The following is a 24,092-nucleotide window of genomic DNA, read 5'->3' on the forward strand; positions in this document are numbered from 1 at the left end:
GTCCCTCGCCGACTACCTCACCAAGATCAACCCACCAGACACGGCCCCAGAATAGGCACTTAATTACCCTCGCAATTTGCGGCGCATCACACTAGTGCCGCGGCGGGCAACGTTTGCCCGTCAAGGAGCGGCGTCCGGTGCGTGCTCTCGGCGTGCCGGCCGGAAGTCCTCGTACTGGACGTACTTGGGCTTTCGGCCGGTGCGGCGAGAGGGCGTGCCGGGCGTCGCGACGGGGCGAACGTTGCCTGTCGCGGCACTGGGTCTTGTCCGGCTACCGACTCGCGATGGTCCCGCGCTCCACGTGCCCCACCTGAGGCGGCACGACGGAGCCTCCGAACGGGTACTCGTGCAGCTTCCGCCACACGCCGTCGCGACCCTGCTCGTAGAGCGCGAACCCCATGCAGGACCACTCGGCCTCATAGCCCGCCAGCTCGGCGAACGCCCGGTCCATCGCCGCCTCGTCGATCCCATGAGCGACCGTCACATGCGGGTGGTACGGGAACTGCAGCTCGCGGTCCAGCGGCCCGGACGCGGCCCGGATCCGCTGCTGGAGCCAGGCGCAGTCGTCCGCCCCCTGGACCACCCGGACGTAGACGACCGGCGACAGGGGCCGGAACGTGCCCGTACCGCACAGCCGCATCGGGAAAGGCCGGCCCACCGCGGCGACCTCGCTGAGGTGTGCCTGAACGGCAGCCAACTGGCCGTCGGTGATCTCCGTGGGCGGCAGCAGGGTGACGTGGGTGGGGATGCCGTGGGCCGCGGCGTCGCCGAAGCCCGTGCGCCGCTCCTGGAGCAGGCTGCCATGAGGCTCCGGGACCGCGATCGACACGCCGATCGTTACGGTCCCCACGTCATCTCCTGTCGTCGTGGTGGTCGGTCGTGGTGGTCGGACACGTGTCGGGTTCATACCCGGCCGTCCGGCTATCGACTGTACGGCCACGGCCGCCTTCCGGGCAGCCGTGGCCGAAGTGATGTGCAGCGCTCCCGTGCGCTCCCCGGGGCGCCTTGAGCGCCCCCGGCGCTCCGCTCAGTGCTTGGCGGGCAGGAAGCCCACCCTGTCGTAGGCCTGGGCCAGCGTCTCCGCGGCGACGGCGCGGGCTTTCTCCGCGCCCTTGGCGAGGATCGAGTCGAGCGTCTCCGAGTCGTCCAGGTACTGCTGGGTGCGCTCCCGGAACGGGGTCACGAAGTCGACCATGATGTCGGCGAGGTCCGTCTTGAGCGCGCCGTACATCTTGTCCTCGTACTCCTGCTCCAGCTCGGCGACCGACTTGCCGGTGAGGGTGGAGTAGATGGTGAGGAGGTTGCTGACGCCCGGCTTGTTCGCCACGTCGTAGCGGATGACCGTGTCGGTGTCGGTGACCGCGCTCTTGACCTTCTTCGCCGTCGCCTTCGGCTCGTCGAGGAGGTTGATGAGGCCCTTCGGCGTGGACGCCGACTTGCTCATCTTGATCGCCGGGTCCTGGAGGTCGTAGATCTTCGCCGTCTCCTTGAGGATGTACGGCTTCGGGATGGTGAAGGTCTCGCCGAAGCGGGCGTTGAAGCGCTCGGCGAGGTCGCGGGTGAGCTCGACGTGCTGGCGCTGGTCCTCGCCGACGGGCACCTCGTGGGCCTGGTAGAGCAGGATGTCGGCGACCTGGAGGATCGGGTACGTGAACAGGCCGACGCTCGCGCGGTCCGCACCCTGCTTCGCCGCCTTGTCCTTGAACTGGGTCATCCGGCTGGCCTCGCCGAAGCCGGTGAGGCAGTTCATGACCCAGGCGAGCTGGGCGTGCTCCGGGACGTGGCTCTGCACGAAGAGGGTGCAGCGGTCCGGGTCCAGGCCGGCGGCGAGCAGCTGCGCCGCGGCGAGGCGGGTGTTGGCGCGCAGGTCGGCGGGGTCCTGCGGGATCGTGATCGCGTGCAGGTCGACGACCATGTAGAAGGCGTCGTGGGACTCCTGGAGGGCAACCCACTGGCGGACGGCGCCGAGGTAGTTGCCGAGGTGGAACGAGCCGGCGGTGGGCTGGATGCCGGACAGCACGCGGGGTCGATCTGAGGCCATGTTCACCATTGTCTCAGAGAGCTCGGGTGGTTTCGGTGCGCGGGGAACCGGGGATCGTCGGGGCTGGTCGCGCCCACGCGGCGGTAGCCGCATATCGGAACCAGCCCCGCGCCCCTGCGGGGGCGCTGTCCCTGACCGGGGGGTCAGCCCAGGTCGATCTCCGGATACAGCGGGAAGCCCGCCACCAGGTCCGTCGCCCGCTGGGCGATCTCCTGGGACACCTTCTCGTCCAGGACATGGGCGGCCTTGCTGGGCGCGCCCGACTTCGTCGTGCCCGGTTCCGTCGTCGTCAGGACGCGGTCGATCAGGCCAGCCACCTCGTCCATCTCCGCCGTGCCCAGGCCGCGCGTGGTCAGCGCGGGGGTGCCGATGCGGATGCCGGAGGTGTACCAGGCGCCGTTCGGGTCTGCCGGGATCGCGTTCCGGTTGGTGACGATGCCGGAGTCGAGGAGGGCCGACTCGGCCTGGCGTCCCGTGAGGCCGTAGGACGTCTCGACGTCGATCAGGTTGAGGTGGTTGTCCGTGCCGCCGGTCACGAGCGTGGCGCCCCGGCGCATGAGGCCCTCGGCCACCGCGCGGGAGTTGTCGACGATCCGCTGGGCGTAGTCCTGGAAGGAGGGCTGCCGGGCCTCGGCCAGGGCGACGGCCTTGGCGGCCATGACGTGCGGGAGGGGGCCGCCGAGGACCATCGGGCAGCCGCGGTCGACCTGGTCCTTGAGGGAGTCGTCGCACAGGACCATGCCGCCGCGCGGGCCGCGCAGCGACTTGTGGGTGGTGGTCGTCACGATCTGGGCGTGCGGGACCGGGTCGAAGTCGCCGGTCAGGACCTTGCCGGCGACCAGGCCCGCGAAGTGCGCCATGTCGACCATCAGGGTCGCGCCGACCTCGTCGGCGATCTCGCGCATGATCCGGAAGTTCACCAGACGGGGGTAGGCGGAGTAGCCGGCGACGATGATCAGCGGCTTGAAGTCACGGGCCTGGGCGCGCAGCGCGTCGTAGTCGATCAGGCCGGTCGCCGGGTCCGTGCCGTAGGAGCGCTGGTCGAACATCTTGCCGGAGATGTTCGGACGGAACCCGTGGGTGAGGTGGCCGCCCGCGTCCAGGGACATGCCGAGCATCCGCTGGTTGCCGAAGGCCTGCCGCAGCTCGGCCCAGTCGGCCTCGGAGAGGTCGTTGACCTGGCGGGCGCCCGCCTTCTGAAGGAAGGGGACCTCGACGCGGTCGGCGAGTACGGCCCAGAAGGCGACGAGGTTGGCGTCGATGCCGGAGTGCGGCTGGACGTAGGCGTGCCGGGCACCGAAGAGCGCCTTGGCGTGCTCGGCGGCGAGCGCCTCGACGGTGTCGACATTGCGGCAGCCGGCGTAGAAGCGGCGGCCGACCGTGCCCTCGGCGTACTTGTCGCTGAACCAGTTGCCCATCGCAAGCAGGGTCGCCGGGGAGGCATAGTTCTCGGAGGCGATCAGCTTGAGCATCTCGCGCTGGTCGGCGACCTCCTGGCCGATGGCGTCGGCGACCCGCGGCTCGACCGCGCGGATCACATCGAGGGCTGCGCGGTACGCGGTGGACTCGGTGGAGAGGGGCTCGGACATTCGGGACCTCCGGACATGGCGTTCGGCATTCACGGTTCGGCCCAGGCGCACGGCACTCGATCCAGCACGGGCCGCTCCCCGATGGTCGGTCCCATCCCAGCGCGCCAGTCACGGCCCGCTGGTCACCCTACCCGGCACGCCGGATCCGAGGGCCCTGACGTCCACCGGTCGGGCGGGGGCAGAGGGTAGTAAAGGGGGCACCCCGCCGCGTTCTCTGGAGTCCCCGTGACCACTACGGAAGCCCTCATCGCCACCGCCGACACGTACAGCGCGCACAACTACCACCCGCTGCCGGTGGTGATCGCCACGGCCGACGGGGCCTGGATGACGGACGTCGAGGGCCGCCGGTACCTGGACTTCCTGGCCGGCTACTCGGCGCTCAACTTCGGGCACGGCCACCCCCGTCTGGTCGCGGCGGCGAAGGCGCAGCTGGAACGGGTGACGCTGACGTCACGCGCCTTCCACCACGACCGGTTCGCCGCGTTCTGCACGGAGCTGGCGGAGCTGTGCGGAATGGAGATGGTGCTGCCGATGAACACGGGGGTGGAGGCGGTGGAGACCGCCGTGAAGACCGCCCGGAAGTGGGGGTACCGGGTGAAGGGGGTGCCGGCGGAGATGGCGAAGGTGGTGGTCGCCGGCGGTAACTTCCACGGCCGTACGACGACGGTGATCAGCTTCTCGACCGATGCGGAGGCGCGGGCGGACTTCGGGCCGTACACGCCCGGTTTCGAGATCGTGCCGTACGGCGACCTGACCGCGATGCGGGGCGCGTTGACCGAGAACACGGTGGCGGTGCTGCTGGAGCCGATCCAGGGCGAGGCCGGGGTGATCGTGCCGCCGGAGGGTTATCTGGCGGGGGTGCGGGAGCTGACGCGCGAGCGGGATGTGCTGTTCATCGCGGACGAGATCCAGTCGGGGCTCGGGCGGACCGGGCGGACCTTCGCGTGCGAGCACGAGGGGGTCGTACCGGATGTGTACGTCCTCGGGAAGGCGCTGGGGGGCGGGGTGCTGCCGGTGTCGGCGGTGGTGGCACGGGCCGAGGTGCTGGGGGTTTTCCGGCCCGGGGAGCACGGGTCCACCTTCGGCGGGAATCCGCTGGCCTGTGCGGTGGCGCTGGAGGTGATCGCGATGCTGCGGACCGGGGAGTTCCAGGAGCGGGCGGCCGAGTTGGGGGAGGTGCTGCATCGGCGGCTCTCGGAGTTCACCGGGAGCGGGCGGGTGACGGCGGTGCGGGGTCGGGGGCTCTGGGCGGGGGTGGACATCGATCCGGGGGTGGGGTCGGGGCGGGCGGTGGCGGAACGGTTGATGGAGCGGGGGGTGCTGGCGCAGGACACACATCGGGCGACGGTGCGGATCGCTCCGCCGTTGGTGATCGAGGAGGAGGATCTGGAATGGGGAGTTGAGCAGTTGTGGGGGGTCCTGAGCGCCTGAAGGGGTGCGACCAGGAGCCCGCTCCCCGGACAGGCGACCGGCCGGAGGTCCGGCGCCGGCATGAGTGCGGCTTCACCTACAGTCCCTCTGTGCTCTTTGGAATGGTGTGTGCCCTCGCGGCCGCGATCTGCTTCGGTACGGCGACGGTCCTGCAGGCGGTGGCCGCGCGGGCGGCCGGTGACGGCACGGGCGGGGAGGCGGCGCTGCTGCTCCGGGCCGTGCGGCAGTGGCGGTACATCGTCGGGCTCGGGCTCGACGGCCTCGGCTTCGTGTTCCAGATCCTGGCCCTGCGGTCGATCCCCATCTACGCGGTGGGCGCGGCCCTGGCGTCGAGCCTCGCGGTGACCGCGGTGGTCGCGGCGCGGCTGCTGCGGGTACGGCTGAGCGGGCTGGAGTGGGGTGCGGTCGGGGTGGTGTGCGCGGGGCTCGCGATGCTGGGGCTGGCGTCCGGGCCGGAGGGCGACCGGGCCGGGTCCGACGCGCTCAAGTACGCCATGCTCGCGACCGCGGTGGGCGTGCTGCTGCTCGGGCTCGTCGGCGGGCGGCTGTCGGGGCGGTGGCGGGCGCTGCTGCTGGGCCTGGGGGCGGGGTTCGGGTTCGGGGTGGTGGAGGTGTCGGTGCGGCTCATCGACACCCTGTGGCCGGCCGGACTCCTCACCAACCCCGCGACCTACGCACTGCTGGTCGGGGGCGGTGGCGCCTTTCTGCTGCTGACCTCGGCGCTCCAGCGCGGCTCGGTGACCACGGCGACGGCGGGCATGGTCATCGGCGAGACGATCGGCCCGGCGGCCATCGGGGTGGTGTGGCTCGGGGACCGTACCCGCGAGGGGCTCGCCTGGCTCGGGGTGCTCGGTTTCACCGTGGCCGTCGCGGGGGCGCTGGCACTGGCCCGGTTCGGGGAGGCGCCCGGGGCACAGGATGAAGCGGGCCCCAGGGCGCCCGAGCCGGTCGGTCCAGCGCGGCCGTGATCCCGTCCCGAGGCGGGACCTGCCCTTCAGGACGACGCCGACGGTCTCGTCCCGGCGCTGTTCGTCGGTGCCGCACAGGTCGGCGACCGGCGGGGCGGATCGAGAACTGCCAGGTGGAGCTCCTCTTGGCGGACACCTCTCCGCGCGTTGCCGGGCGTTGAACTCGGGGTGTCATCGTGCCGGGGGTTGCGGCGGACACGGTCTGAAGTCATTCGACGCCGATCACGGCCGGGTCCGACAGCACCGTGCACAGGATGTCCAGCGCCCCCGACCAGGCGTGGTCGGCGGGGGTGCCGTAGCCGAGGACGAGGGCGTCCGGCGGTGCGGTGGCCGCGTCGGGGTGGCGGTGGCGCGGGGTGAGGCCGTCGAGGGCGAGGCCGTGGGCGGCGGCGGCCCTGATCACCCGGCGCTGGGTGCCGGGCGGGAGCCGCAGCACCACGTGCAGACCGGCCGCGATGCCGGTGACCCGGATCGCGGGGGCGCGCTCGGCCAAGGCCGCGACCAGGGCGTCCCGGCGGCGCCGGTAGCGGGAGCGGGACGCGCGGACGTGACGGTCGTAGGCGCCGGAGGTGATGAACTCGGCGAGGGTCAGCTGGTCCGGCGCACCGCAGGTGTCCACGTCACCCTTGACCGCCGTCACCTCCCGGGCAACGCCCGGCGACAGCACCATCCATGCCAGCCGCAGGCCGGGCGCCAGGGACTTGCTGGCCGTGCCCAGGTAGACCACCTCGTCGGGGGCGAGGCCCTGGAGGGCGCCGACGGGACGGCGGTCGTAGCGGAACTCGCCGTCGTAGTCGTCCTCCAGGACCATGCCGCCGGTGCGTCGCGCCCAGTCCACGACGGCCGCCCGCCGGTCGTGGTGCAGCGGCGCGCCCATCGGGAACTGGTGCGAGGGGGTCAGCAGCACCGCGGCCGGACCCTGCCCCAACTCCCTGGTGTCCGTGCCGAGTTCGTCGAAGGGCAGCGGGCAGGTGCGGAGTCCGGCCGTCGTCAGCAGCCGCCAGTGCTCGTCGAGGCCGTACGACTCCACGGCGACCGTGTCCGCCCCGCGGGCCCGCAGCAGCCGGCCGAGCAGGCTCAGACCGTGCGCGAACCCGGCGCAGATCACGATCCGTTCGGGGTCGGCGCGCACCCCCCGGGCGCGGGCGAGGTAGGTGGCGAGCGCGGTGCGCAGTTCGACGCGGCCGCGTGGATCGCCGTAGCCGAAGGCCTCGTTGGGTGCGGTGGTGAGGGCGCGGCGGGCCGCCCTGAGCCACTCGGTGCGTGGGAAGGCGGAGAGGTCGGGCCGGCCGGCGCGCAGGTCGTAGGCGGGGCGCTCGGCGGTCGTACCGGCGGTCGCCGTGGCCTTTCGCCGGCCCGGCGGCATCGCCGGCTCCCTGGCCGCGACCCGGGTGCCGGAGCCCTGGCGTGCGGTGAGCCAGCCCTCGGCGACCAGGTCGGCGTAGGCGTCGGCGACGGTGTTCCGGGCGATACCCAGGTCGGCGGCGAGGGACCGGGACGAGGGCAGCCGGGTGCCGGGGACCAGCCGGCCGCCCCGGACGGCCTCGCGCAGGGCGTCGGTCAGGCCCCGGCGCAGGCCCGGACCGGCCGGTTCCAGATGGAGGTCGATACCCAGAGTGGCCCATGGTTTCTCCATGGAAATGGACCATACCCCTGGGCTGCCTGGCTCCTAGGGTCAAGATATGACCACAGAACACCCGACAGAGTACGCACCCGAACACTCCCCCCGTCTGCCCTGGTCGGAGCTGGTGCCCGACGTGTACAAGGCGATGGTCCGGCTGGACACCGCCGCCCGGAAGGGCCTCGACCCGAAGCTCCTGGAGCTGGTGAAGATCCGCGCCTCGCAGCTCAACCGCTGTGCGCTCTGCCTGGACATGCACAGCAAGGACGCGCTCGCGCAGGGCGAGAGCGTCGAGCGGATCATCCAGCTCGGCGCCTGGGAGGAGTCCGGGCACTTCTACACCGAGAAGGAACTCGCCGCGCTGGCGCTGACGGAGGCGGTGACCGTCCTGACGGACGGCTTCGTGCCCGACGACGTCTACGAGCGGGCCGCCAAGCACTTCGATGAGGCGGAACTGGCGCAGCTGATCGCCGCGATCACGGTGATCAACGCGTGGAACCGGTTCGGGGTGACCTGCCGTCTGGTGCCGGGGCACTACACACCGGGGCAGCACGCCTGAACAGGGCCGGTGCCCTGCGGGGCGCGGCTCCGGCAGTGAGCCGCGGCGGCGGTCCGGGGGGATCGCCGCCGCGCTCCGTCGAACGGGGCGGCCGGGGTCACCCCACGTGGCTGACCGTCCTCGGGCGGAAGCGCCGGTACAGCACCACTCCCGCCGTCAGCGAGGCCAGGCTCGCGGCGGCCGGCGCCCAGGGATTGCCCGTTCCGGTGTGCGCGAGTGTGCCGGTCATCCGCTGCCGCACGACGGTGGCGGGCGGCTTCGGCATCGGCCGGGCCTTGGCCGGGTGTGACGGCTGGTGGCGAACGGGCTGCGGAGGTGTGGAGCGGGCGGGCTCGTCGGGGTGGTCCGGGGTGTTGACGCCCTCGTTGCCGAACACCGGATTGCCGATACCCACCGCGTTCACACTGTTGCCGATGACGTTCAGGGGAACATCGACCGGAAGCTGGAGGCCGTTGCCGGAGAGGACGCCCGGCGAGTCGTGGGCGCTGCCGACCGCTGCGGCCCCGTCCTTCTCCTTGGCCTCCTTGTCCTTGCCACCCCCGTTGACGCAGCGGTTGCCCATCGCGGGGTTGAGCAGCCCGATCACGTCGACGGTGTTCCCGCACACGTTCACCGGGATGTTCACCGGCAACTGGATGTCGTTGCCGGAGACCAGCCCGGGCGAGCCGGACGCGGAACCGTCCGCGGCGGAGTCGGCCCATGCCGGGCCCGCAACCGCCATCGCACCAGACGCGACGGCGAAGGCGATCACACTGTTTCGGGTAGCCCGGTTCATGGGTTCCCTGCCCTTCCAGACACGTCGCGGGCACTCACCCGCGATCGGCGAAATACAAGCAGAACTGAAGAAATAGTATTTTTTTTCGGGCACTTGGCCGGTCCCAGGACGACATGGGTGCACCAGCCAAGCAGCGACGGGAGGTGTCAGAGCGCCTGGTTGTTGCAGCCCATGTCCGAACCGAGGTGGCTCTGCTGGGCACCCGGGTTGCCCTCGCCGTTCAGCAGGTTGCCCGCCAGACCGGTGAGCGCGCCGACACTGCCGATCACTTCGATGTTCATGTCGTGCGAACGGCACTCGGTGGCCTGCGTGATGTCGAGGTCGCGGCCGGTGTCGTCGTGCGCGAAGGCGGTGTTGCCGCCGAAGGAGCCGACACTGCCGAGCATGGCGCCCACGAGGACTGCCTTCTGGAACTTGCGCATGGGTTCTCCATTGGTCTGGTGGTCCAGCGGTTGGAATCTGTGACGGATCAAGTGGGAGTGCGAAGGTTCACCGGCGCGGCCGTCAGCCGAGCCGGGGAAGCCCCAACTGGCCGACGGGAGGTGCCGCGAGCTGTCCGAGGCCGACCGGGGAGAGCTGCGGTACGCCCGGTGACCCGAGCTCCGGGTTGAGGAGCGGGTTCACCTGCGGATTGATCTGGGGGTTCACCTGCGGGGCGACGATCGCCGGGGCCTGCGGTGCGAAGCCCTGGGGTACGGCTACCTGCGGGGCGACCTGCGGCATCACCTGCGGCATGACCTGGGGCACCACCTGGGCCGGTTGTTGCGGCGGGGCGGCCTGCTGCGGGTACTGCGGAGCGGCCTGCTGCTGGTACGGAGGCGGAGCCTGCTGCGGGTACTGCGGGGCGGCCTGCTGCGGGTACGGCGCGGCGTCGGCCTGGGCCACTCCCTGCGACGAAGCCGTGCTGGAGGCGTAACCACCGGTCTGCGGCGGCGCCGGGGCGGGCTGGGGAGCGGGTGCCGGGGCGGCCTGCGGGTACGGCTGGGGAGCGGGTGCCGGGGCCGCCTGGGGAGGAGGTGCCGGGGCCGCCTGGGGAGCGAACTGCTCGGGAGCCGGCGCCGGGGCGGGACTGCCCTGTGCGATGGGAGCGGCATGACTGACGCCGCCGCCGAGTGCGGACAGTCCGCTGGCCGCCACTACAAAGAGCGCGGCCTTGTGAAGCTTGCGCATGAAACCCTCGGCCCTTCGATACCTGAATAGGGAAGTCCATTGCATTCAGCGCGGTCGCGCGTGCAGTCGGTGTGATACTCGTACCGCACCGTCAGCAGCGGTAGTTCCGAGAAGCACGCGGACTTCGCATCCGAGCCGACAGCGATTGCCTCGCCCTGTTCAGGTCCACGGTCGCTGCCTTCTCCCCGTCGGAACGAGGATTGCCAGGCCGCGGTCACGGCATCCAAAAGCCCGTCACCCATTTGCCGTGCAGCGGGCCGGACTTCACCATCCACACACACCTGCGGCAAATGGGTGACCACTACCCGGCGACCGTTTCTGGGCCTGCTCGCATGTCGTTCCCCACGGGGCAAGAACGATGGGTCATCGCAGCCGCACCGGGCAGCAGGAACAGCGACAACTGCGCTGCCTCATCAGCATTTCATCAGATTCCGTGCACAGGTCAATGAAGGGCCGAGAATTCCATGCGCAAGCTTCGTAGGGTCGCGCTCGTCGTCGCAGCAGCCGGAGGTCTCACCGCCGTCGGCGCCGGCCCAAGCTCCGCCGTCACTCCCGCCGCCTACAACGGGGCTGTGCCGCCTCCCGTTTCACAGCCGGACGCGCAGGCCGCCGCGGCCGCCCACGCCCAGGCGACCGCGCAGTCCTACGGCTCGCCGGCCCCGCAGCAGGCGCCCCCGGAGCGGGGCACCGAGGTCGCCCCGCAGATCAACCCTCAGCTGAACCCGCAGATCAACCCGCAGCTTTCCTCGCCGGCCCCGCAGCCGGGGCAGGGACAGGGCGCCCAGGTGAACCAGACCAACATGTTCCGTCCGTCCCAGGAGTGCAGCCCGCAGAACCTGCTCGACGCGAACGTCCCGATCGCCCTGCTCGCGGCCTCCCAGACCCGGGGTGTCGACTGCTCCCAGGCCAACAGCCAGTCGAACTCGCTCGCCAACGCGCAGCAGGGATGACGGCCAAACCTCGCGGCGCAGCAGGGAGTTGCCGAGAGTCACGATCGACGGGTCCGTTCACACGCGATACGGCTTTCGGGTGCTTTTACCCCGTGATCATGGAAGCGGCGCGTCGTTGCCGTTTTTGGCGTATTACGTACTAATCTCCCGTAACTGTAATAAGTCGATCTCCCACAGATCGCACCCACTCACTCCCCGGAGATGACATGCGTAAGCTTCGCAACGTTGCCGTCCTGGTCGCCGCACTCGGCAGCATCGGACTCGTCGGCGGCACGGCCCATGCCGACCAGGGCGGCGGCAAGGGCGGCGAGCACGGAGACAAGTTCAACATCACACAGAGCTCTCACTGCAAGTCGCACGACCTGAACCTCGACGTCCTCGGTGAGGTCGGCCTCCTCAACGGCCTCCTGGGCAACGGGCTCAACGGCGAGGGCAACCCGGGCGCCCAGGCCACCGACATCGGCTCCACCATGGGCTGCAACAACAGCGCGTTCTGAAAATCTGATCGGCGCGGAGACGTCGGTTGACAAATGGTCCCGGTGCCGGGCTTCAGACAGGCGCCGGGACCATTTGTGTGTGCCGACAGACCTCAGAGATATCGAAATTTAATCGAGTTCGGCGCGCCGCCGGATTATCTCGGTCATTTCGTATCAATCTTCAGGTCAACGGATACCGATCTTCCACAGATCGCCTCCACCTCACCTCACCGGAGATGAAATGCACAAGGTACGCACGGCCGCCGTCCTCTTCGCCGCACTCGGGAGCATCGGGCTCCTGGGTGCCGGCGCCGCCCACGCCGGCCAGGGCGGGGGCAAGGGCGACAGCTTCGACATCCGGCAGAGCAGCACCTGCAGGTCGCACGACCTGAACGCCGATGTCCTCGGCGAGGTCGGCATCCTCAACGGCCTGGGCGGCAACTTGCTGAACGGCGAGGGCAACGCGGGTGCGCAGCAGAGCCACCTCGGGTCGGACATGGGCTGCAACAACAGCTTCCAGTAAGGCGAAACGACAAAATCCCGGTGCCCCGGCCGTCGGCCGGGGCACCGGGATTTTGTCAATGGCACTCAGAACTCGATGTGCGGCTTCTTGAAGCCCTTGGGCAGCTCCGCCCTGTTGGAACACTCCACAACGGGCCCAGCGGTCGTGGATCCGCCGCCCAAGGCCAGTCCGCCCTCCGGATACACCGCGTTCGGCCGGTCGGTCGTCGAGCAGTCCTGTGTCTGCTTGATGATGTGCGTGCCGTCCTTGTCGGTGTGGATCTCCGACTTGCGAACGCAGACAGTGTCACCCTGCGCGCTGGTCTTGCAGTCGCTCGAGTGTCCGTCTGCGTACGCGTGTCCGGCGCCGACGCAGATCGCTGCGAGACTCCCGACGAGCCCCGTGACGGTGGCAATCTTCTGCCGAGTGATCATGTGCTGCTTCCTTTGCAAAAGAGGCCCGGGCGCGTGCCGTTGCCGACGTGCGCCCGGGCCCGAGAAGGTCGAAACAGAACATCCTGCGCCTGGCGCGTTGCCGACGTCCGCCGACGACAGGATGGCGGCAGCCCGGACGCATGCCCCGAGGGAGCGGTGCGTCCGGGCTGCCTTCGCCGCGGGGTCTCGCTCAGCAAGCCGCTGAACGGACCTCTGAGTTCGTGCGATGTTCCCCGGGCTTCCGGAGGAGGTCTCTACGCCGTGCCGGCGCCGAGAGGACGAGCTCTCGGTACGCCTTTACTCGCCCTCGCCGCCCTGCTGCTGGCCGTAACCCTGCTCGGGGCCCTGGTCGGGACCCTGCTCGGGACCCTGCTCGGGACCCTGCTCGGGACCCTGCTCGGGACCGGCCTTCTGCTCCTCCGGCTGACCCTGCGGCTGCGCCTGCGGGCCGTAGTAACCGCTGCCGACGGCCACGGCGTTGGCCGACGAGTTGGCCACGGCGGTGACGCCCTGGCCCGCGTCCTCGCCACCGGCGGCGAAGCTGGCCCCGGCACCGACGATGGACAGACCGGCGACCGCCACCGCTACGACCGCGGCACGCTGAAACTTACGCATGATTTGACCCTTTCTTATCCGGGCAGGACAGCCCGGCTCGACTACGCAATGTGAGCATATACACACATTTCGTAGTCATTCAGGATCTACACTCGGTCATGTCGCGTCGTCTTCGGACGTCGCCCTCCACTGCGCCGCGTGCCGGTCCTCGCGGGTGCCGTTCGATCCCCATGTCGTAGGGGAACAGGTCACCTCGGGTCCGAGCCGCGCCCTGCCGTTGCCCAGGACGGCGGGCACCGTCACGGGCTCCACTGTCTGGCAGGTGTCCCGATGGGGCGGGAGTTCACCTTCGGGGAGCTCACCCTTGAACCGCTGGGTGCAGGTGAGGTTGCCCAGGATGTCTTTGGTGCAGGCCCCCGGGCCCCCTCCGGCATGCGCCTGGCTGATGCCGGTGCAGGTGACGGCGAGGCCGCCGACGAGCACCGAGAGAGCCGCGACCTTCTTCCTGTTGAACATGTCAGGGTCACCCCGAGAAAGCGGTGTTGTACTGACCGCAGGTGGTGTCCGTGGTGCCCGCGAGACCGAGCACACCGATCGGGACGTCGTTCTCGGCCACCGTCTGCGGACTGCATTCCTGGTAGGGACGGAAGAGGTCGGACACCTGCAGCCCGTTGTTGTCGGGGCTGTCGGCGACAGCGGTGCCGGCACCGATGGCGGACAGGCCGCCGGCCGCCGCCACCGCCGCGATCACGACCTTCTGAAGCTTGCGCATGGAACCCTCGATTCTTTGCTTGTATATCGAGACCGATTGCCTAGCGTGACCGCGCAAACACTAGCAGTAGCCGCACGCGACTTACCGCACGGGAGATCCGTGTTCCCATGCGGCATATAGGCCGACGAAATCACCACGCGGACGCCAATTGACCGTATTGGCCAATGGGTTGCCGTTCACCACTTGTGGCCGCCGGTACCAATACGGTCGTATCAGAAGGGAAGTTGGGTCAGAGGAATTCCGGCTGTGCGGCCCGAATGCCGTCGCTCGCCGGCACGGAGACAATCAGGTCCCGCAGTCCCTCGGCATACCGCCGCACGTTCTTGTAGGCGACCTCGGTGTCCGGGTAGCGGCAGGCGAACCACAGTCCCTCGTGCAACCGGCTGACCCAGGCACACACCTGGTCGCCGTACGACACCCGGATCAGCCCGTACGTCTTCGTCTCGGTCCAGCCCGCCGAGCCGGGGGCGACGCGGGCATCCACGTACGAGACGATCGAGTACATGTCGGGCGAGGTCGGGCGGAAGTCCGCACCGAGCAGACGCAGTACGCGGGCCAGCGGAATACGCGCCAGCGACCGGTTGGCCCGCAGCTCGGCGCGGACCGCGGCGAGCGCGCCTTCGAAGTCCCGTGCCGCGGGCACCTCGATCGGTGCGCCGCCGACGTACCAGCCCACCGAGTCCGACCATTCGGACTTCAGTCGGGTGTGGAACGGCACGACCGTACGGTAGACCGGCTCCCCGCCGATCTCGTGGACGATCAGACTGGTCGCGGCCAGGACGCCCACCAGGCTGCCGCCGTAGGGCCGGCAGTGCGCCTCGAAGGCGGCGGCGGTGTCCGCGTCGACGAGCGGCTCGCAGATCAGCTTCTGTGCGGGCAGGGCGCCACCGGGTTGCAGACCGAGGTCGACGGGGAACTCCGGAAGCTTCCCGTCGCACCGGCCGATGAACTCCCGCCAGCGCGCGACGATCGCGTGTGTGTCGTCGATCCCGTCCGCGTTCGCCCGCTCGTGCCGGCAGAAGTCGACGTAACTTCCCACCGGCCTACCGGTGACGGGGCGCCCCGTGACGCCCGCCGTGTACAGCCCGTGGATCTCGGCGGGCAGCGCCTGGAGGGAGTAGGCGTCGACATTGGTGTGGTCGAAGGCCATGTACACGCTGGTGGAGTCGTCGCGGACGACCGCCGCGTAGATGAGGTTCGGCCAGCCGAGCGCGTCCGCCGCGACGTCGAACCGGTCCTGCAGGTACCGGCTCAGCACCTCCGCGTCGGCGAAGTCGCCGACCACCTCACGGTGCAGCGCCACGTCGTTCTCGTCGAGCGTGAACCGGTGCATGTCGTCGCCGGCCCACCTGAAGCCGCTGCGCAGCGTCTCGTGACGCAACGTCCAGCCCCGCAACGCCTCTTCCAGCGCGTCGAGGTCAGCCCGGCCCGGCAGGTCGAACGCCGTGCCGAGCCAGGTCGGTACGAACAAGCCGCCCTCGCGCACCGCCCGCGCCGTTCTGATGTGCGACTCCTGGATGTACGCCGGCGGCCGCGGATCCGGCGGCAGCGCTGTCGCGGCCGCGATGGCCGCCGGGCTGAACGTCCACTCGACTAGCCGTCCGGGCCGGACCTCGCAGCGTTGAATGTCAGAAATTCGCACGTGGGCGTCTCCTTCACAGAAGACACCAGCTTGATCAAGGCGGAGCCGTGCGCGAGCGATGGCCGCTGTGTCGCCGGCTTTTCAGCGGGACGGGTGACACCTCGAACGAGTTGACGGGAGCTGCTCAGGGCAGCCACTTCTTCCACACCGAGGGGTGGCTGTCCACCCACCTCTTCGCGGCCTCCTGAGGGCTCAGCTTCTGGTCGGCGATCATCAGCGAGACCTGGTCCTGGTCCTCGGTCGTCCACTTGAACTTCTTGAGGAAGGCCGCCGCCTCGCCGCCGCTGTTGGCGAAGTCCGCGTTGAGGTACTTCTGCAGCGGTGTGTGCGGATAGGCGCAGGCGACCTTGGCCGCGTCGGCGTCGCAACCCTCCTTGTACGCCGGGAGCTTCACCTCCGTCATGGGTACCTTCTTGAACAGCCACTGGGGCGAGTACCAGTAGGTCAGGAAGGGCTTCTTCTCCTTGGCGAACTGCTTGATCTGGGTGATCTGCGCGGCCTCGGAACCGGCGAAGACGACCTGGAAGTCCAGCTTCAGGTTGTTCACCAGCGCCTTGTCGTTGGTGACGTACGACGGTGAGCCGTCGAGGAGTTGCCCCTTGCCGCCGCTCTCCGCGGTGCGGAACAGCGAGGCGTACTTGTTGAGGTTCTTCCAGTTCGTGATGTCGGGGTGCTGCTTTACCAGGTAGGTCGGCACGAACCACCCGATGTGCCCGGTGACTCCGAGGTCCCCGGCACGGCCGATGGTCTTCTTGTCGTCGACGTACCGCTTCTCCTGGTCCGGGTGCCCCCAGTCCTCCAGGATCGCGTCGACGCGTCCCTGGCTGAGCGCGTCCCAGGCGGGCACCTCGTCCACCTGTACGGTGTCGACGCGGTAGCCGAGTCGGTGCTCCAGGATGTACTGGGCGACGGCGACGTTGGACTGCGCGCCGACCCAGGACTGCACGGACAGGGTCACGGTCCTGGACCCCTGCGCGTTGGCGAAGGGCGAGGCCTGCTTGGTCATGTCGGCGGCACCGCACCCGGTCGCGAGGACGAGCACGGAGACGGCGGCCACCAGGGTCGTACGACGCATGGTCATGCTCCCTTCCTCGTACGGCGCTCCGTGGGCTGGGTGACCCGGTCGAGCATCAGGCCCAGGCAGACGATGGCGGCACCGGCCACCAGTCCGGTCGCCAGATCGCCCTGGGCGAGACCGAAGGCGACGTCGTAGCCGAGGGCGCCACCGCCGACCAGGCCGCCGATGATGACGACGGCGAGGACCAGCACCACGCCCTGGTTGACGGCGAGCAGCAACGCGGGACGGGCGAGCGGCAGTTGGACCTGCCAGAGCTGCTGACGGCCGGTCGCGCCGAGCGACCGCGCCGACTCCAGGGCGGCCGGGTCGACCTGGCGCAGGCCCTGCGCGGTGATCCGTACGACGGCGGGCAACGCGTAGACGACGGCGGCCGCCACGGCCGGGGCGCGGCCGACGCCGAACAGGGCGACGACCGGGATCAGGTACACGAACTGCGGCATGGTCTGGAACACGTCCAGGACCGGGCGCAGGACGCGTTCGACGCGGTCGCTGCGGGCTGCCGCGATACCGGTCGCGAAGCCGAGCACGAGGGTGACGGCGACGGCAGCGAGGACCTGCGAGAGCGTGTCCAGCGACGGTTCCCACACCCCCAGCACACCGATCGCGGCCATCGCGAGGACGGCGGTGAGCGCGGTGCGCCAGGTGCCGATCAGCCAGGCCAGGGCGGCGACGATGAGCAGCACCGACCACCAGGGCAGCCACTGCAGGCCCGATCGGACGGGGTCCAGGATCCAGGTGGTGAAGTGGGCCGCCCAGTCGGCGGTGCCGCCCACGACCGGGACGCCCGAATACAGATGGGCGGTCATCCAGTCGACGGCACGATTGACCGGTTCGGCGAAGTTCAGGGTCCACCCGGCGGGCCAGTCGAGGCCGCCGAGGAGACGGGCGGCGACGGCCACGGCCACGGTGGCGGCGAGGGCGTACAGGAGGCCGACCGGGGACGGGCGGGTGTCGCCCCGGTCACCCGCCGCCGCGGTGATGCGGTCCAGTACGACCGCAAGGAGCACGATCGGGATGCCGGCCGCGAGGGCCGCGCCGACGTCGACCGAGGCGAGGGCCTGGTAGACGCGGTCACCGAGGCCGCCGGCGCCGATGACGGAGGCGATGACCGCCATCGACAACGCCATCATGATCGTCTGGTTGAGGCCGAGCAGGAGTTCCTTGCGGGCGAGCGGGATACGGGCGGTCAGCAGCCGTTGCCCGCGGGTGGCGCCCAGTGACTCCACGGCCTCCAGGACCTCGGGGTCGGCGCCGCGCAGCCCGAGGGCGGTGAGCCTGGCCATGGGCGGGGCCGCGTAGACGACGGTGGCGAGGACGGCGGCGGGGACGCCGATCCCGAAGACCAGGACGACGGGGAGCAGATAGGCGAAGGCGGGAAGCACCTGCATGGTGTCGAGGACCGGGCGCAGGGCGCGGTTCAGCCGGTCGGAGAGACCGGCACCGAGGCCGAGGACGAGGCCGACGGCGACGGACGCGAGGACGGCCACGACCATCAGCGCGAGGGTCTGCATCGTCGGCACCCACATGCCGAGGGCACCGCAGGCGAGGAAGGCGGCGGCCGTACCGACGGCGAGCCGGACACCGGCGACGCGGTGCGCGACGACGGCGGCGAGCACGGTGACGCCGGGCCAGCCCGCGGCGAGGAGGGTGAGGTAGACGGCGCGGACGGTGAGGACGACGGCGTTGCTGATGTAGCCGAGGAAGTACAGGAAGAGAGGGTGGGTGTCGCGGTTGTCGATGACCCAGTTGCTGGCGGAGGTCAGGGGTGAGGTCAGGTCGACGGTGAGGTTGTGGGGCCAGGCGGCGGTGGTCCAGTGGGAGTTGGCGAGGGGGACGAGGATCGCGGCGGCCATGGCCAGCACCAGAAGCTTGCGTACGGCCTGGCTGGCGGGCAGGGCTGTTCGGCGGGGGCCCGGGACAGTGATCGTCGCCATCAGATGCCCTCCGAACTGGTACGGGGGGCCGGGGGCTTCACTGGACGGTGCTGATCTCCGCCCAGGGGCGCGGGGCTCTGAGATGTGCGGCTCCCCCGCGTGGGCGCGACCGGCCCGCTACCGCCCGCGGCCGAACGACCGCCCGCATCCGCCTTCGCCACGACACCGAGCAACGCGTCCGCGTCCACGACCCCGACGCACCGCTCCCCCTCCACTACCCGTGCCGGGACACCGGAGCCCGCCACCACGTCGATCGCCTCGGCGACCGTCGCCCGCGGGCTGACCACGGGTCCCGTCCCGGAGTCGCCCTCCTCGACCGCCCGCATCGCGGAGCCGACCGTCAGCACCTGCTCGCGCGGCACGTCCCGCACGAACTCGCGGACATAGTCGTCGGCCGGGGAGCCGACGATCTCCTCCGGCGTACCCAGCTGCACCACCCGCCCGTCCCGCATCAGCGCGATACGGTCGCCGAGCTTGAGCGCCTCGTTCAGGTCGTGGGTGATGAAGACCATCGTGCGGCCCTCCTCCTGATGCAGGCGGACCACCTCCTCCTGCATGTCCCGCCTGATCAGCGGGTCGAGCGCGCTGAACGGCTCGTCGAAGAGGAGGACCTCGGGGTCGACGGCGAGCGCCCGCGCCAGGCCGACCCGCTGGCGCTGGCCGCCGGACAGCTGGCCGGGGCGACGCTGCTCCATGCCCTCCAGGCCGACCTTGGCGACGCCTTCGGCGGCCCTCCTGCGTCGCTCGGACCTGCCGACGCCCTGGATCTCCAGGCCGTACGCCACGTTGTCGAGGACGGACCGGTGCGGCAGGAGCCCGAAGTGCTGGAAGACCATCGCCGCACGGTGGCGGCGCAGTTCACGCAGTCGGCCCTTGTCCATCGCACGGACGTCCTCGCCGTCGATGGCGATCGTGCCGGAAGTGGGCTCGATGAGGCGTGTCAGGCAGCGGACCAGCGTCGACTTCCCGGAACCCGACAGGCCCATCACGACGAAGACCTCGCCCTTGCGTACGTCGAAGGAGACGTCGCGGACGGCGGCCGTACAGCCGGTACGGGACCGCAGGTCGGCGGGAGCGAGCCCGGTCAGCTCGGGGTCCGCGGGGACGCGTCCGGCCTTCGGACCGAAGACCTTCCACAGACCGTCGACGGAGAAGACAGGGGTCTCGGCAGAGGTCGTCACAGGGGTCGTACTACTCATCACGCACCGCCCTTCAGTAGGTCCACGGCCCTCTCGCCGACCATGAGCACTCCGATCATCGGGTTCACGGCCGGCATGGTCGGGAAGACGGACGCGTCTGCGACACGGATGCCGTCCAGGCCGCGGATCCGCAACTCGGGGTCCACCACGGCCTGTTGGTCGTCGGCCGAGCCCATCCGGCAGGTGCCCGCCGGGTGGTACACGGTGTGCGCGACCTTGCGGGCGTACTCGCTGAGCTCGGCGTCGCCCAGGATCTCCGGCCCGGGGCACACCTCGCGCTTCAGCCAGCCGGCCAGCGGCTGGGTCTTCGCGATCTCCCGGGCGATACGGATGCCGTCGACGAGAGTGCGGCCGTCGTAGTCGTCCTCGTCGGTGAAGTAGCGGAAGTCCAGCGCGGGCTTCGCGGACGGGTCGGCGCTCGTGAGGTACAGGCGGCCGCGGCTGTGGGGCTTGGGGATGTTCGGGGTCATCGACACGCCGAACTCCGGCCGCCGGTAGCCCAGTCGCTCCGGGTTGTCCGTGAACGGGATCTGGTAGAAGTGGAACATCAGGTCCGGGCCCGCGTGATCGGGGTCGCGGCGCACGAACAGGCCCGCGTCGGAGTCCATCGCGGAGTTCTCGGGGATCGGGCCGTTCGTCTCCCAGACGATCACCGACTCGGGGTGGTCGAGGAGGTTCTCGCCGACGCCCGGGAGGTCGAGCACGACCGGGATGCCGAGCGCTTCGAGATCCTGGGCCGGGCCTATGCCCGAGTGGAGCAGCAGACGCGGGGAGTCGACGGCGCCCGCGCTCAGCACGACCTCGTTGCGGGCCCGTATCAGCAGGTCCTCGCCGTCCTTGGTGCGGACATGGACGCCCTCGGCGCGGGTGCCGTTCAGCTCCAGCCGGTACGCCCAGGTCTCCAGCAGGATCGTCAGATTGGACCGCTCGTCCATCACCGGGTGGAGGTAGGCCACCGACGCGCTGGACCGCTTGTTGTCCTCGGGGTGGTAGGCGAGGTCGAAGAAGCCGACGCCCTCGGTGAACGGCTTGCGGTTGAAGCCCTCCACGCGCGGGACGCCCAGCGCCTCCCGCGCCGCGTCGACGAAGTCGCGGGCGATGGCGTTCCGGTCCTTCTCGTCGACCGGGACGATGTTGTTGAGGAGGCGGGCGTAGTACGCCTCCATCGGGACCGCGCCCCAGCCCTTGGCGCCGGCCGCCTCCCACTCGTCCCAGTCGGAGGGCAGCGGCTTGAAGGCGATGAGCGTGTTGTGGGACGAGCAGCCGCCGAGGACGCGGGCCCGGCTGTGCCGGATGTTCGAGTTGCCGCGTGGCTGCTCGGTGGTCGGGTAGTCGTAGTCCAGCTCGCCGCCGAGCAGACCCATCCATCGGCGCAGGGTGAGGACGTCGTCGCGGCCGACGTCGCTGGGGCCGCCCTCGATCACGGCGACCGTGACATCGGGGTTCTCGGTGAGACGGGAGGCTATGACGGAACCCGCGGTTCCGCCGCCTATGACGACATAGTCGTAGGTGTGGGAGTGGGACATGAGGGGGGTGCTCCAAAAGGCTTCCGAAGACCGCTCTGAGGCTTCTCGCGTAGCGGCTTCTCGCGGACGGCGGTCGGGCGGGGCTCAGCCGGCGAACCAGCGCACCGGGCGCGGTGCGAGGTTCTGGTAGACGTGCTTGGTCTCGCGGTACTCGGCGAGCCCGGCGGGTCCCAGCTCGCGGCCGGTGCCGCTCTTTCCGAAGCCTCCCCACTCCGCCTGCGGGAGGTAGGGGTGGAAGTCGTTGATCCAGACGGTGCCGTGCCGCAGCCGCCCCGCGACCCGACGGGCGCGCCCCGCGTCGGCGGTCCAGACGGCCCCGGCCAGGCCGTACTCGGTGTCGTTGGCGAGGGCGACCGCCTCGTCCTCGGTGCGGAAGGTCTCGACGGTGAGGACCGGCCCGAAGACCTCCTCGCGTACGACCTTCATCTCCCGGTGGCACTGGTCGAGGACGGTCGGCTCGTAGAAGTAGCCGGCGGCGGGCCGGTCGGCGGAGGGTTCCGGGCGCTTGCCGCCCGAGCGCAGCACCGCGCCCTCCGCGAGCGCCGACGCCACATACGCCTCGGTCTTGGCGCGCTGCTGCTCGGAGACCAGCGGGCCGCACTCGACGCCGTCCGCGGTACCGCGTCCGAGGCGGATCCGGGCGGCCCGCCGGGCGAGTTCGGCGACGAACCGTTCCCTGAGCGGCTCCTCGATGATCAGCCGGGCGCCGGCCGAGCAGACCTGGCCGCTGTGGATGAAGGCGGCGTTGAGGGCCTGGTCGACGGCGGTGTCGAAGCCCTCTTCGGTGGCGCAGGCGTCGGCGAAGACGACGTTGGGGTTCTTGCCGCCGAGTTCGAGGGCGACCTTCTTGACGGACACGGCGGCCGCCTGGGCGACCTTGGTGCCGCTGACCAGGCCACCGGTGAAGGAGACCAGGTCGACGTCGGGGTGCTCGGCGAGCCGGGCGCCCACGCTGTGCCCGGGGCCGGTGACGAGGTTGGCGACCCCGGCGGGCAGCCCGGCCTCGACCAGCAGCTCGATCAGCGCGACGGTCGTCAGCGGGGTGATCTCACTCGGTTTGATCACGAAGGTGTTGCCGGCCGCCAGCGCCGGGGCGATCTTCCAACTCGCCTGGAGCAGGGGGTAGTTCCAGGGCGTGATCAGGGCGCAGACGCCGACGGGCTCGTGGACGACGACGCTGTGGATGTCGGGCGAGCCCGCGTCGACCACCCGGCCCGCGCCCTCCGCCGCCACCAGGTCGGCGAAGTAGCGGAAGGCATCGGCGACACAGTCGATGTCGACACGGCCCTCCTCGACGGTCTTGCCCGCGTCCCGGCTCTCCAGGAGGCCGAGCTCTTCACGGTCGCGTACGAGCAGGTCGGCCACCCGGCGGAGCAGGGCGGCCCGCTCGGCGACGGGGGTGCGGGGCCAGTCGCCGGTGTCGAAGGCGCGCCGGGCGGCGGCCACCGCCGTCTCCGCGTCCTTCTCGTCACCCTCGGCGGCCACGGCGAAGGGCAGGCCGTCCGCGGGGTCGATGATCTCGCGTGTCGCGCCGGAGACGGCTTCCAGCCACTCGCCTCCGGCATGGATGGTCGCTTCTGCCGTTCGGTCCGCCATGATCGGTGTTGCCTTCCGTTCCTGTTCGGTGCCCCTGTGTGACAGAGGAGTCACACTCGGGGACCGTCAGCGCATGCCCTCGGTCTCGGATTGCATGCGCAATCGATGGCCGAAAGTGCGCTACATCACTGAACAGTCGGACGAAAGGGGACAAAAGGGATTCTCACGGCGTGGAACTCGACGGTTCGGTGCGCGTGGCGTGCCGCGGCCTGCTCTTGGTCGAGATCTGACCGACGAGTTCCCAGAAGCACACCAGGGCAGTCACCGGCGGAATCCCGAAGATCACTAACGACAACAGCGCATGTGACGAGTGGCTGGCGCACAGCGCCACGGCCAGGACGGAGGCGGCCAGCACCACGCACCAGGACCGGCGCGCACTGCGGCGCTGAGCGGTGGCCCGCAGCACGGAGAGCGCCGCCACGAACCAGGGCCCGTACACCGTCAGCGGCCAGTACTGCGCCAGCCCCGCGGGCAGTACCGACGAGGCGATCCCGCGCAGCTGCTCGTAGGAGTAGCAGACGGACCAGGTCAGCATGCACACCGCGCACAGCGAGACCGTCGCGATCAGGAACGTGATGTGCGTGACGCGCCGGCCGCCGTCGAGCAGATGGGGTTCCTGGCGGGGCCGCCGACGGCTGCCCCTGCGCTGGGCCGGCACGTCCAGCAGGGTGGGAGCCGTACTCACACCGGTCGGCGTGGACAGCATCTGCGCCAGTTCCTCGACCGGATCCCAGTCGTTCGGAGCGACACCCGGCTCCGGGGCGCCCCAGCCGTGGTCGTAGAGACCGGCGTGGGGGTCATAAAGACCCGTGTGGTCGTAGAGACCAGGGTGGTCGTAGAGACCGGTGTGGTCATAGAGACCGGCGTCATGCTGCATCCCGTCCATCGGTAAAACCTCCGCACCCTGCCTCAGGACGCTCCGTACAGATCTGCCATCGTCCGCCGATATTCATTTTCCATCGCGTTGATTCTCTTCAGGAAATCATCGAGCAGGTCCGAGCATGAGGTGATATCCATACCGCCGGGCCAGCGGAGCACGGTCGTCGGATGATCTTCTGCGGCACGCCAGTCCAATCGCATCACGGTGACCTAACGACCGCGACCCGCGGCGGGACTTGGGGCATTCGGGGGATTCAGTCACCCGGAAGAGAAGCTATAGAATGCCCATCGGCACGCAATTGAAGAAATTACGGACAGGCGCACGGATACATTCCGCGAATACGGAAATTAAATGAACGACGATGTGACCGGCGGGGACGGCGGGGAGACCGGCG

General features: G+C 70.1%; 25 protein-coding genes and 1 riboswitch. Of the genes, 6 read left to right on the forward strand and 19 right to left on the reverse strand.

From position 1 onward, the window contains the following. Positions 1-271 precede the first annotated feature (271 nt). The 3 genes from ABTY98_RS23650 to ABTY98_RS23660 all read right to left on the reverse strand — a co-directional run bounded on the left by ABTY98_RS23650 (position 272) and on the right by ABTY98_RS23660 (position 3,681). Entirely contained in the window at positions 272-850 is a 579-nt protein-coding gene (locus ABTY98_RS23650) for a 2'-5' RNA ligase family protein (RefSeq protein WP_352222942.1), read from the reverse strand. 177 nt (positions 851-1,027) lie between these two features. Next, positions 1,028-2,041, reverse strand: a complete 1,014-nt coding sequence (gene trpS / locus ABTY98_RS23655; RefSeq protein WP_352222943.1) for a tryptophan--tRNA ligase — start codon at positions 2,039-2,041, stop codon at positions 1,028-1,030. A gap of 143 nt (positions 2,042-2,184) precedes the next feature. Next, a complete protein-coding gene (locus ABTY98_RS23660) occupies positions 2,185-3,681 on the reverse strand; it encodes a glycine hydroxymethyltransferase (RefSeq protein WP_502994328.1) in 1,497 nt (498 codons plus the stop codon). Continuing rightward, positions 3,663-3,752, reverse strand: a riboswitch (ZMP/ZTP riboswitch). (Overlaps the previous gene by 19 nt.) A 103-nt stretch (positions 3,753-3,855) precedes the next feature. Here ABTY98_RS23660 and rocD point away from each other — a divergent pair. Next, the gene (gene rocD / locus ABTY98_RS23665) at positions 3,856-5,061 is read left to right on the forward strand and encodes an ornithine--oxo-acid transaminase (protein WP_352222945.1); all 1,206 of its coding nucleotides are present in this window, start codon (positions 3,856-3,858) and stop codon (positions 5,059-5,061) included. 101 nt (positions 5,062-5,162) lie between these two features. Continuing rightward, positions 5,163-6,029 carry a DMT family transporter gene (locus ABTY98_RS23670; RefSeq protein WP_352223100.1) on the forward strand — a complete coding sequence of 289 codons (867 nt, stop codon included), beginning with the start codon at positions 5,163-5,165 and terminating at the stop codon, positions 6,027-6,029. Between the two features lie 208 nt (positions 6,030-6,237). On the opposite strand, the gene pdxR is transcribed toward ABTY98_RS23670, so the two are convergent. Beyond that, positions 6,238-7,665 carry a MocR-like pyridoxine biosynthesis transcription factor PdxR gene (gene pdxR / locus ABTY98_RS23675; RefSeq protein ID WP_352222946.1) on the reverse strand — a complete coding sequence of 476 codons (1,428 nt, stop codon included), beginning with the start codon at positions 7,663-7,665 and terminating at the stop codon, positions 6,238-6,240. A 46-nt stretch (positions 7,666-7,711) separates the two neighbouring features. Between pdxR and ABTY98_RS23680 the strand changes: the two genes are divergently transcribed. After that, positions 7,712-8,209, forward strand: a complete 498-nt coding sequence (locus ABTY98_RS23680) for a carboxymuconolactone decarboxylase family protein (RefSeq protein WP_352222947.1) — start codon at positions 7,712-7,714, stop codon at positions 8,207-8,209. Positions 8,210-8,306: 97 nt separating this feature from the next. On the opposite strand, the gene ABTY98_RS23685 is transcribed toward ABTY98_RS23680, so the two are convergent. The 3 genes from ABTY98_RS23685 to ABTY98_RS23695 form a co-directional block, all read right to left on the reverse strand. After that, positions 8,307-8,960: a chaplin gene (locus ABTY98_RS23685; RefSeq protein ID WP_502994329.1), complete on the reverse strand. Its 654-nt coding sequence runs from the start codon at positions 8,958-8,960 to the stop codon at positions 8,307-8,309. 170 nt (positions 8,961-9,130) lie between these two features. Beyond that, entirely contained in the window at positions 9,131-9,406 is a 276-nt protein-coding gene (locus ABTY98_RS23690; RefSeq protein WP_352222949.1) for a hypothetical protein, read from the reverse strand. A gap of 82 nt (positions 9,407-9,488) precedes the next feature. Next, positions 9,489-10,154, reverse strand: coding sequence for a hypothetical protein (locus ABTY98_RS23695; RefSeq protein WP_352222950.1), 666 nt, complete (start codon positions 10,152-10,154; stop codon positions 9,489-9,491). Between the two features lie 464 nt (positions 10,155-10,618). Between ABTY98_RS23695 and ABTY98_RS23700 the strand changes: the two genes are divergently transcribed. From ABTY98_RS23700 to ABTY98_RS23710, 3 genes are all read left to right on the forward strand, one after another. Further along, positions 10,619-11,104 (forward strand): hypothetical protein, encoded by a 486-nt coding sequence (locus ABTY98_RS23700; protein ID WP_352222951.1) that lies wholly within the window; start codon positions 10,619-10,621, stop codon positions 11,102-11,104. A 206-nt stretch (positions 11,105-11,310) separates the two neighbouring features. Continuing rightward, positions 11,311-11,601 (forward strand): hypothetical protein, encoded by a 291-nt coding sequence (locus ABTY98_RS23705; protein ID WP_352222952.1) that lies wholly within the window; start codon positions 11,311-11,313, stop codon positions 11,599-11,601. 220 nt (positions 11,602-11,821) lie between these two features. Beyond that, a complete protein-coding gene (locus tag ABTY98_RS23710; RefSeq protein WP_352222953.1) occupies positions 11,822-12,103 on the forward strand; it encodes a hypothetical protein in 282 nt (93 codons plus the stop codon). 65 nt (positions 12,104-12,168) lie between these two features. Here the strand turns inward: ABTY98_RS23710 and ABTY98_RS23715 are convergent, their stop codons facing one another. The 12 genes from ABTY98_RS23715 to ABTY98_RS23770 form a co-directional block, all read right to left on the reverse strand. Next, entirely contained in the window at positions 12,169-12,516 is a 348-nt protein-coding gene (locus ABTY98_RS23715; protein ID WP_352222954.1) for a hypothetical protein, read from the reverse strand. A 297-nt stretch (positions 12,517-12,813) separates the two neighbouring features. Beyond that, positions 12,814-13,131 (reverse strand): hypothetical protein, encoded by a 318-nt coding sequence (locus ABTY98_RS23720; RefSeq protein WP_352222955.1) that lies wholly within the window; start codon positions 13,129-13,131, stop codon positions 12,814-12,816. A gap of 96 nt (positions 13,132-13,227) precedes the next feature. After that, the gene (locus ABTY98_RS23725; RefSeq protein WP_352222956.1) at positions 13,228-13,587 is read right to left on the reverse strand and encodes a hypothetical protein; all 360 of its coding nucleotides are present in this window, start codon (positions 13,585-13,587) and stop codon (positions 13,228-13,230) included. Between the two features lie 7 nt (positions 13,588-13,594). After that, complete coding sequence (locus ABTY98_RS23730) at positions 13,595-13,843, reverse strand: hypothetical protein (RefSeq protein ID WP_352222957.1); 249 nt, start codon at positions 13,841-13,843, stop codon at positions 13,595-13,597. 229 nt (positions 13,844-14,072) lie between these two features. Further along, entirely contained in the window at positions 14,073-15,485 is a 1,413-nt protein-coding gene (locus ABTY98_RS23735) for a condensation domain-containing protein (RefSeq protein ID WP_352222958.1), read from the reverse strand. Positions 15,486-15,609: 124 nt separating this feature from the next. After that, entirely contained in the window at positions 15,610-16,560 is a 951-nt protein-coding gene (locus ABTY98_RS23740) for an ABC transporter substrate-binding protein (RefSeq protein ID WP_352223101.1), read from the reverse strand. Positions 16,561-16,562: 2 nt separating this feature from the next. After that, complete coding sequence (locus ABTY98_RS23745; RefSeq protein WP_352222959.1) at positions 16,563-18,497, reverse strand: ABC transporter permease; 1,935 nt, start codon at positions 18,495-18,497, stop codon at positions 16,563-16,565. Next, positions 18,497-19,696 (reverse strand): quaternary amine ABC transporter ATP-binding protein, encoded by a 1,200-nt coding sequence (locus ABTY98_RS23750; RefSeq protein ID WP_352222960.1) that lies wholly within the window; start codon positions 19,694-19,696, stop codon positions 18,497-18,499. Before ABTY98_RS23750 ends, ABTY98_RS23745 begins: the two co-directional genes overlap by 1 nt. Beyond that, positions 19,696-21,222, reverse strand: coding sequence for a GMC family oxidoreductase (locus ABTY98_RS23755; RefSeq protein WP_352222961.1), 1,527 nt, complete (start codon positions 21,220-21,222; stop codon positions 19,696-19,698). Before ABTY98_RS23755 ends, ABTY98_RS23750 begins: the two co-directional genes overlap by 1 nt. 84 nt (positions 21,223-21,306) lie before the next feature. Next, positions 21,307-22,818, reverse strand: coding sequence for an aldehyde dehydrogenase family protein (locus ABTY98_RS23760; RefSeq protein WP_352222963.1), 1,512 nt, complete (start codon positions 22,816-22,818; stop codon positions 21,307-21,309). A gap of 163 nt (positions 22,819-22,981) precedes the next feature. After that, entirely contained in the window at positions 22,982-23,704 is a 723-nt protein-coding gene (locus ABTY98_RS23765; protein ID WP_352222964.1) for a DUF2637 domain-containing protein, read from the reverse strand. 23 nt (positions 23,705-23,727) lie between these two features. Beyond that, on the reverse strand, positions 23,728-23,892 hold the full coding sequence (locus ABTY98_RS23770; RefSeq protein ID WP_352222965.1) for a hypothetical protein: 165 nt from the start codon (positions 23,890-23,892) through the stop codon (positions 23,728-23,730). Positions 23,893-24,092 lie beyond the last annotated feature (200 nt).

Source organism: Streptomyces sp. NPDC096040 (assembly GCF_040303265.1).
Classification (GTDB): Bacteria; Actinomycetota; Actinomycetes; order Streptomycetales; family Streptomycetaceae; genus Streptomyces.

Coding starts and splice junctions, on each gene's coding strand:
- trpS (WP_352222943.1), bottom strand. CDS start 2,041: ATGGCCTCAGATCGACCCCGCGTGCTGTCCGGCATCCAGCCCACCGCC.
- ABTY98_RS23670 (WP_352223100.1), top strand. CDS start 5,163: ATGGTGTGTGCCCTCGCGGCCGCGATCTGCTTCGGTACGGCGACGGTC.
- ABTY98_RS23710 (WP_352222953.1), top strand. CDS start 11,822: ATGCACAAGGTACGCACGGCCGCCGTCCTCTTCGCCGCACTCGGGAGC.
- ABTY98_RS23705 (WP_352222952.1), top strand. CDS start 11,311: ATGCGTAAGCTTCGCAACGTTGCCGTCCTGGTCGCCGCACTCGGCAGC.
- ABTY98_RS23750 (WP_352222960.1), bottom strand. CDS start 19,696: ATGAGTAGTACGACCCCTGTGACGACCTCTGCCGAGACCCCTGTCTTC.
- ABTY98_RS23700 (WP_352222951.1), top strand. CDS start 10,619: ATGCGCAAGCTTCGTAGGGTCGCGCTCGTCGTCGCAGCAGCCGGAGGT.
- ABTY98_RS23730 (WP_352222957.1), bottom strand. CDS start 13,843: ATGCGCAAGCTTCAGAAGGTCGTGATCGCGGCGGTGGCGGCGGCCGGC.
- ABTY98_RS23725 (WP_352222956.1), bottom strand. CDS start 13,587: ATGTTCAACAGGAAGAAGGTCGCGGCTCTCTCGGTGCTCGTCGGCGGC.
- ABTY98_RS23720 (WP_352222955.1), bottom strand. CDS start 13,131: ATGCGTAAGTTTCAGCGTGCCGCGGTCGTAGCGGTGGCGGTCGCCGGT.
- ABTY98_RS23760 (WP_352222963.1), bottom strand. CDS start 22,818: ATGGCGGACCGAACGGCAGAAGCGACCATCCATGCCGGAGGCGAGTGG.
- ABTY98_RS23740 (WP_352223101.1), bottom strand. CDS start 16,560: ATGCGTCGTACGACCCTGGTGGCCGCCGTCTCCGTGCTCGTCCTCGCG.
- ABTY98_RS23680 (WP_352222947.1), top strand. CDS start 7,712: ATGACCACAGAACACCCGACAGAGTACGCACCCGAACACTCCCCCCGT.
- ABTY98_RS23695 (WP_352222950.1), bottom strand. CDS start 10,154: ATGCGCAAGCTTCACAAGGCCGCGCTCTTTGTAGTGGCGGCCAGCGGA.
- ABTY98_RS23715 (WP_352222954.1), bottom strand. CDS start 12,516: ATGATCACTCGGCAGAAGATTGCCACCGTCACGGGGCTCGTCGGGAGT.
- pdxR (WP_352222946.1), bottom strand. CDS start 7,665: ATGGAGAAACCATGGGCCACTCTGGGTATCGACCTCCATCTGGAACCG.
- ABTY98_RS23765 (WP_352222964.1), bottom strand. CDS start 23,704: ATGGACGGGATGCAGCATGACGCCGGTCTCTATGACCACACCGGTCTC.
- ABTY98_RS23745 (WP_352222959.1), bottom strand. CDS start 18,497: ATGGCGACGATCACTGTCCCGGGCCCCCGCCGAACAGCCCTGCCCGCC.
- ABTY98_RS23690 (WP_352222949.1), bottom strand. CDS start 9,406: ATGCGCAAGTTCCAGAAGGCAGTCCTCGTGGGCGCCATGCTCGGCAGT.
- ABTY98_RS23755 (WP_352222961.1), bottom strand. CDS start 21,222: ATGTCCCACTCCCACACCTACGACTATGTCGTCATAGGCGGCGGAACC.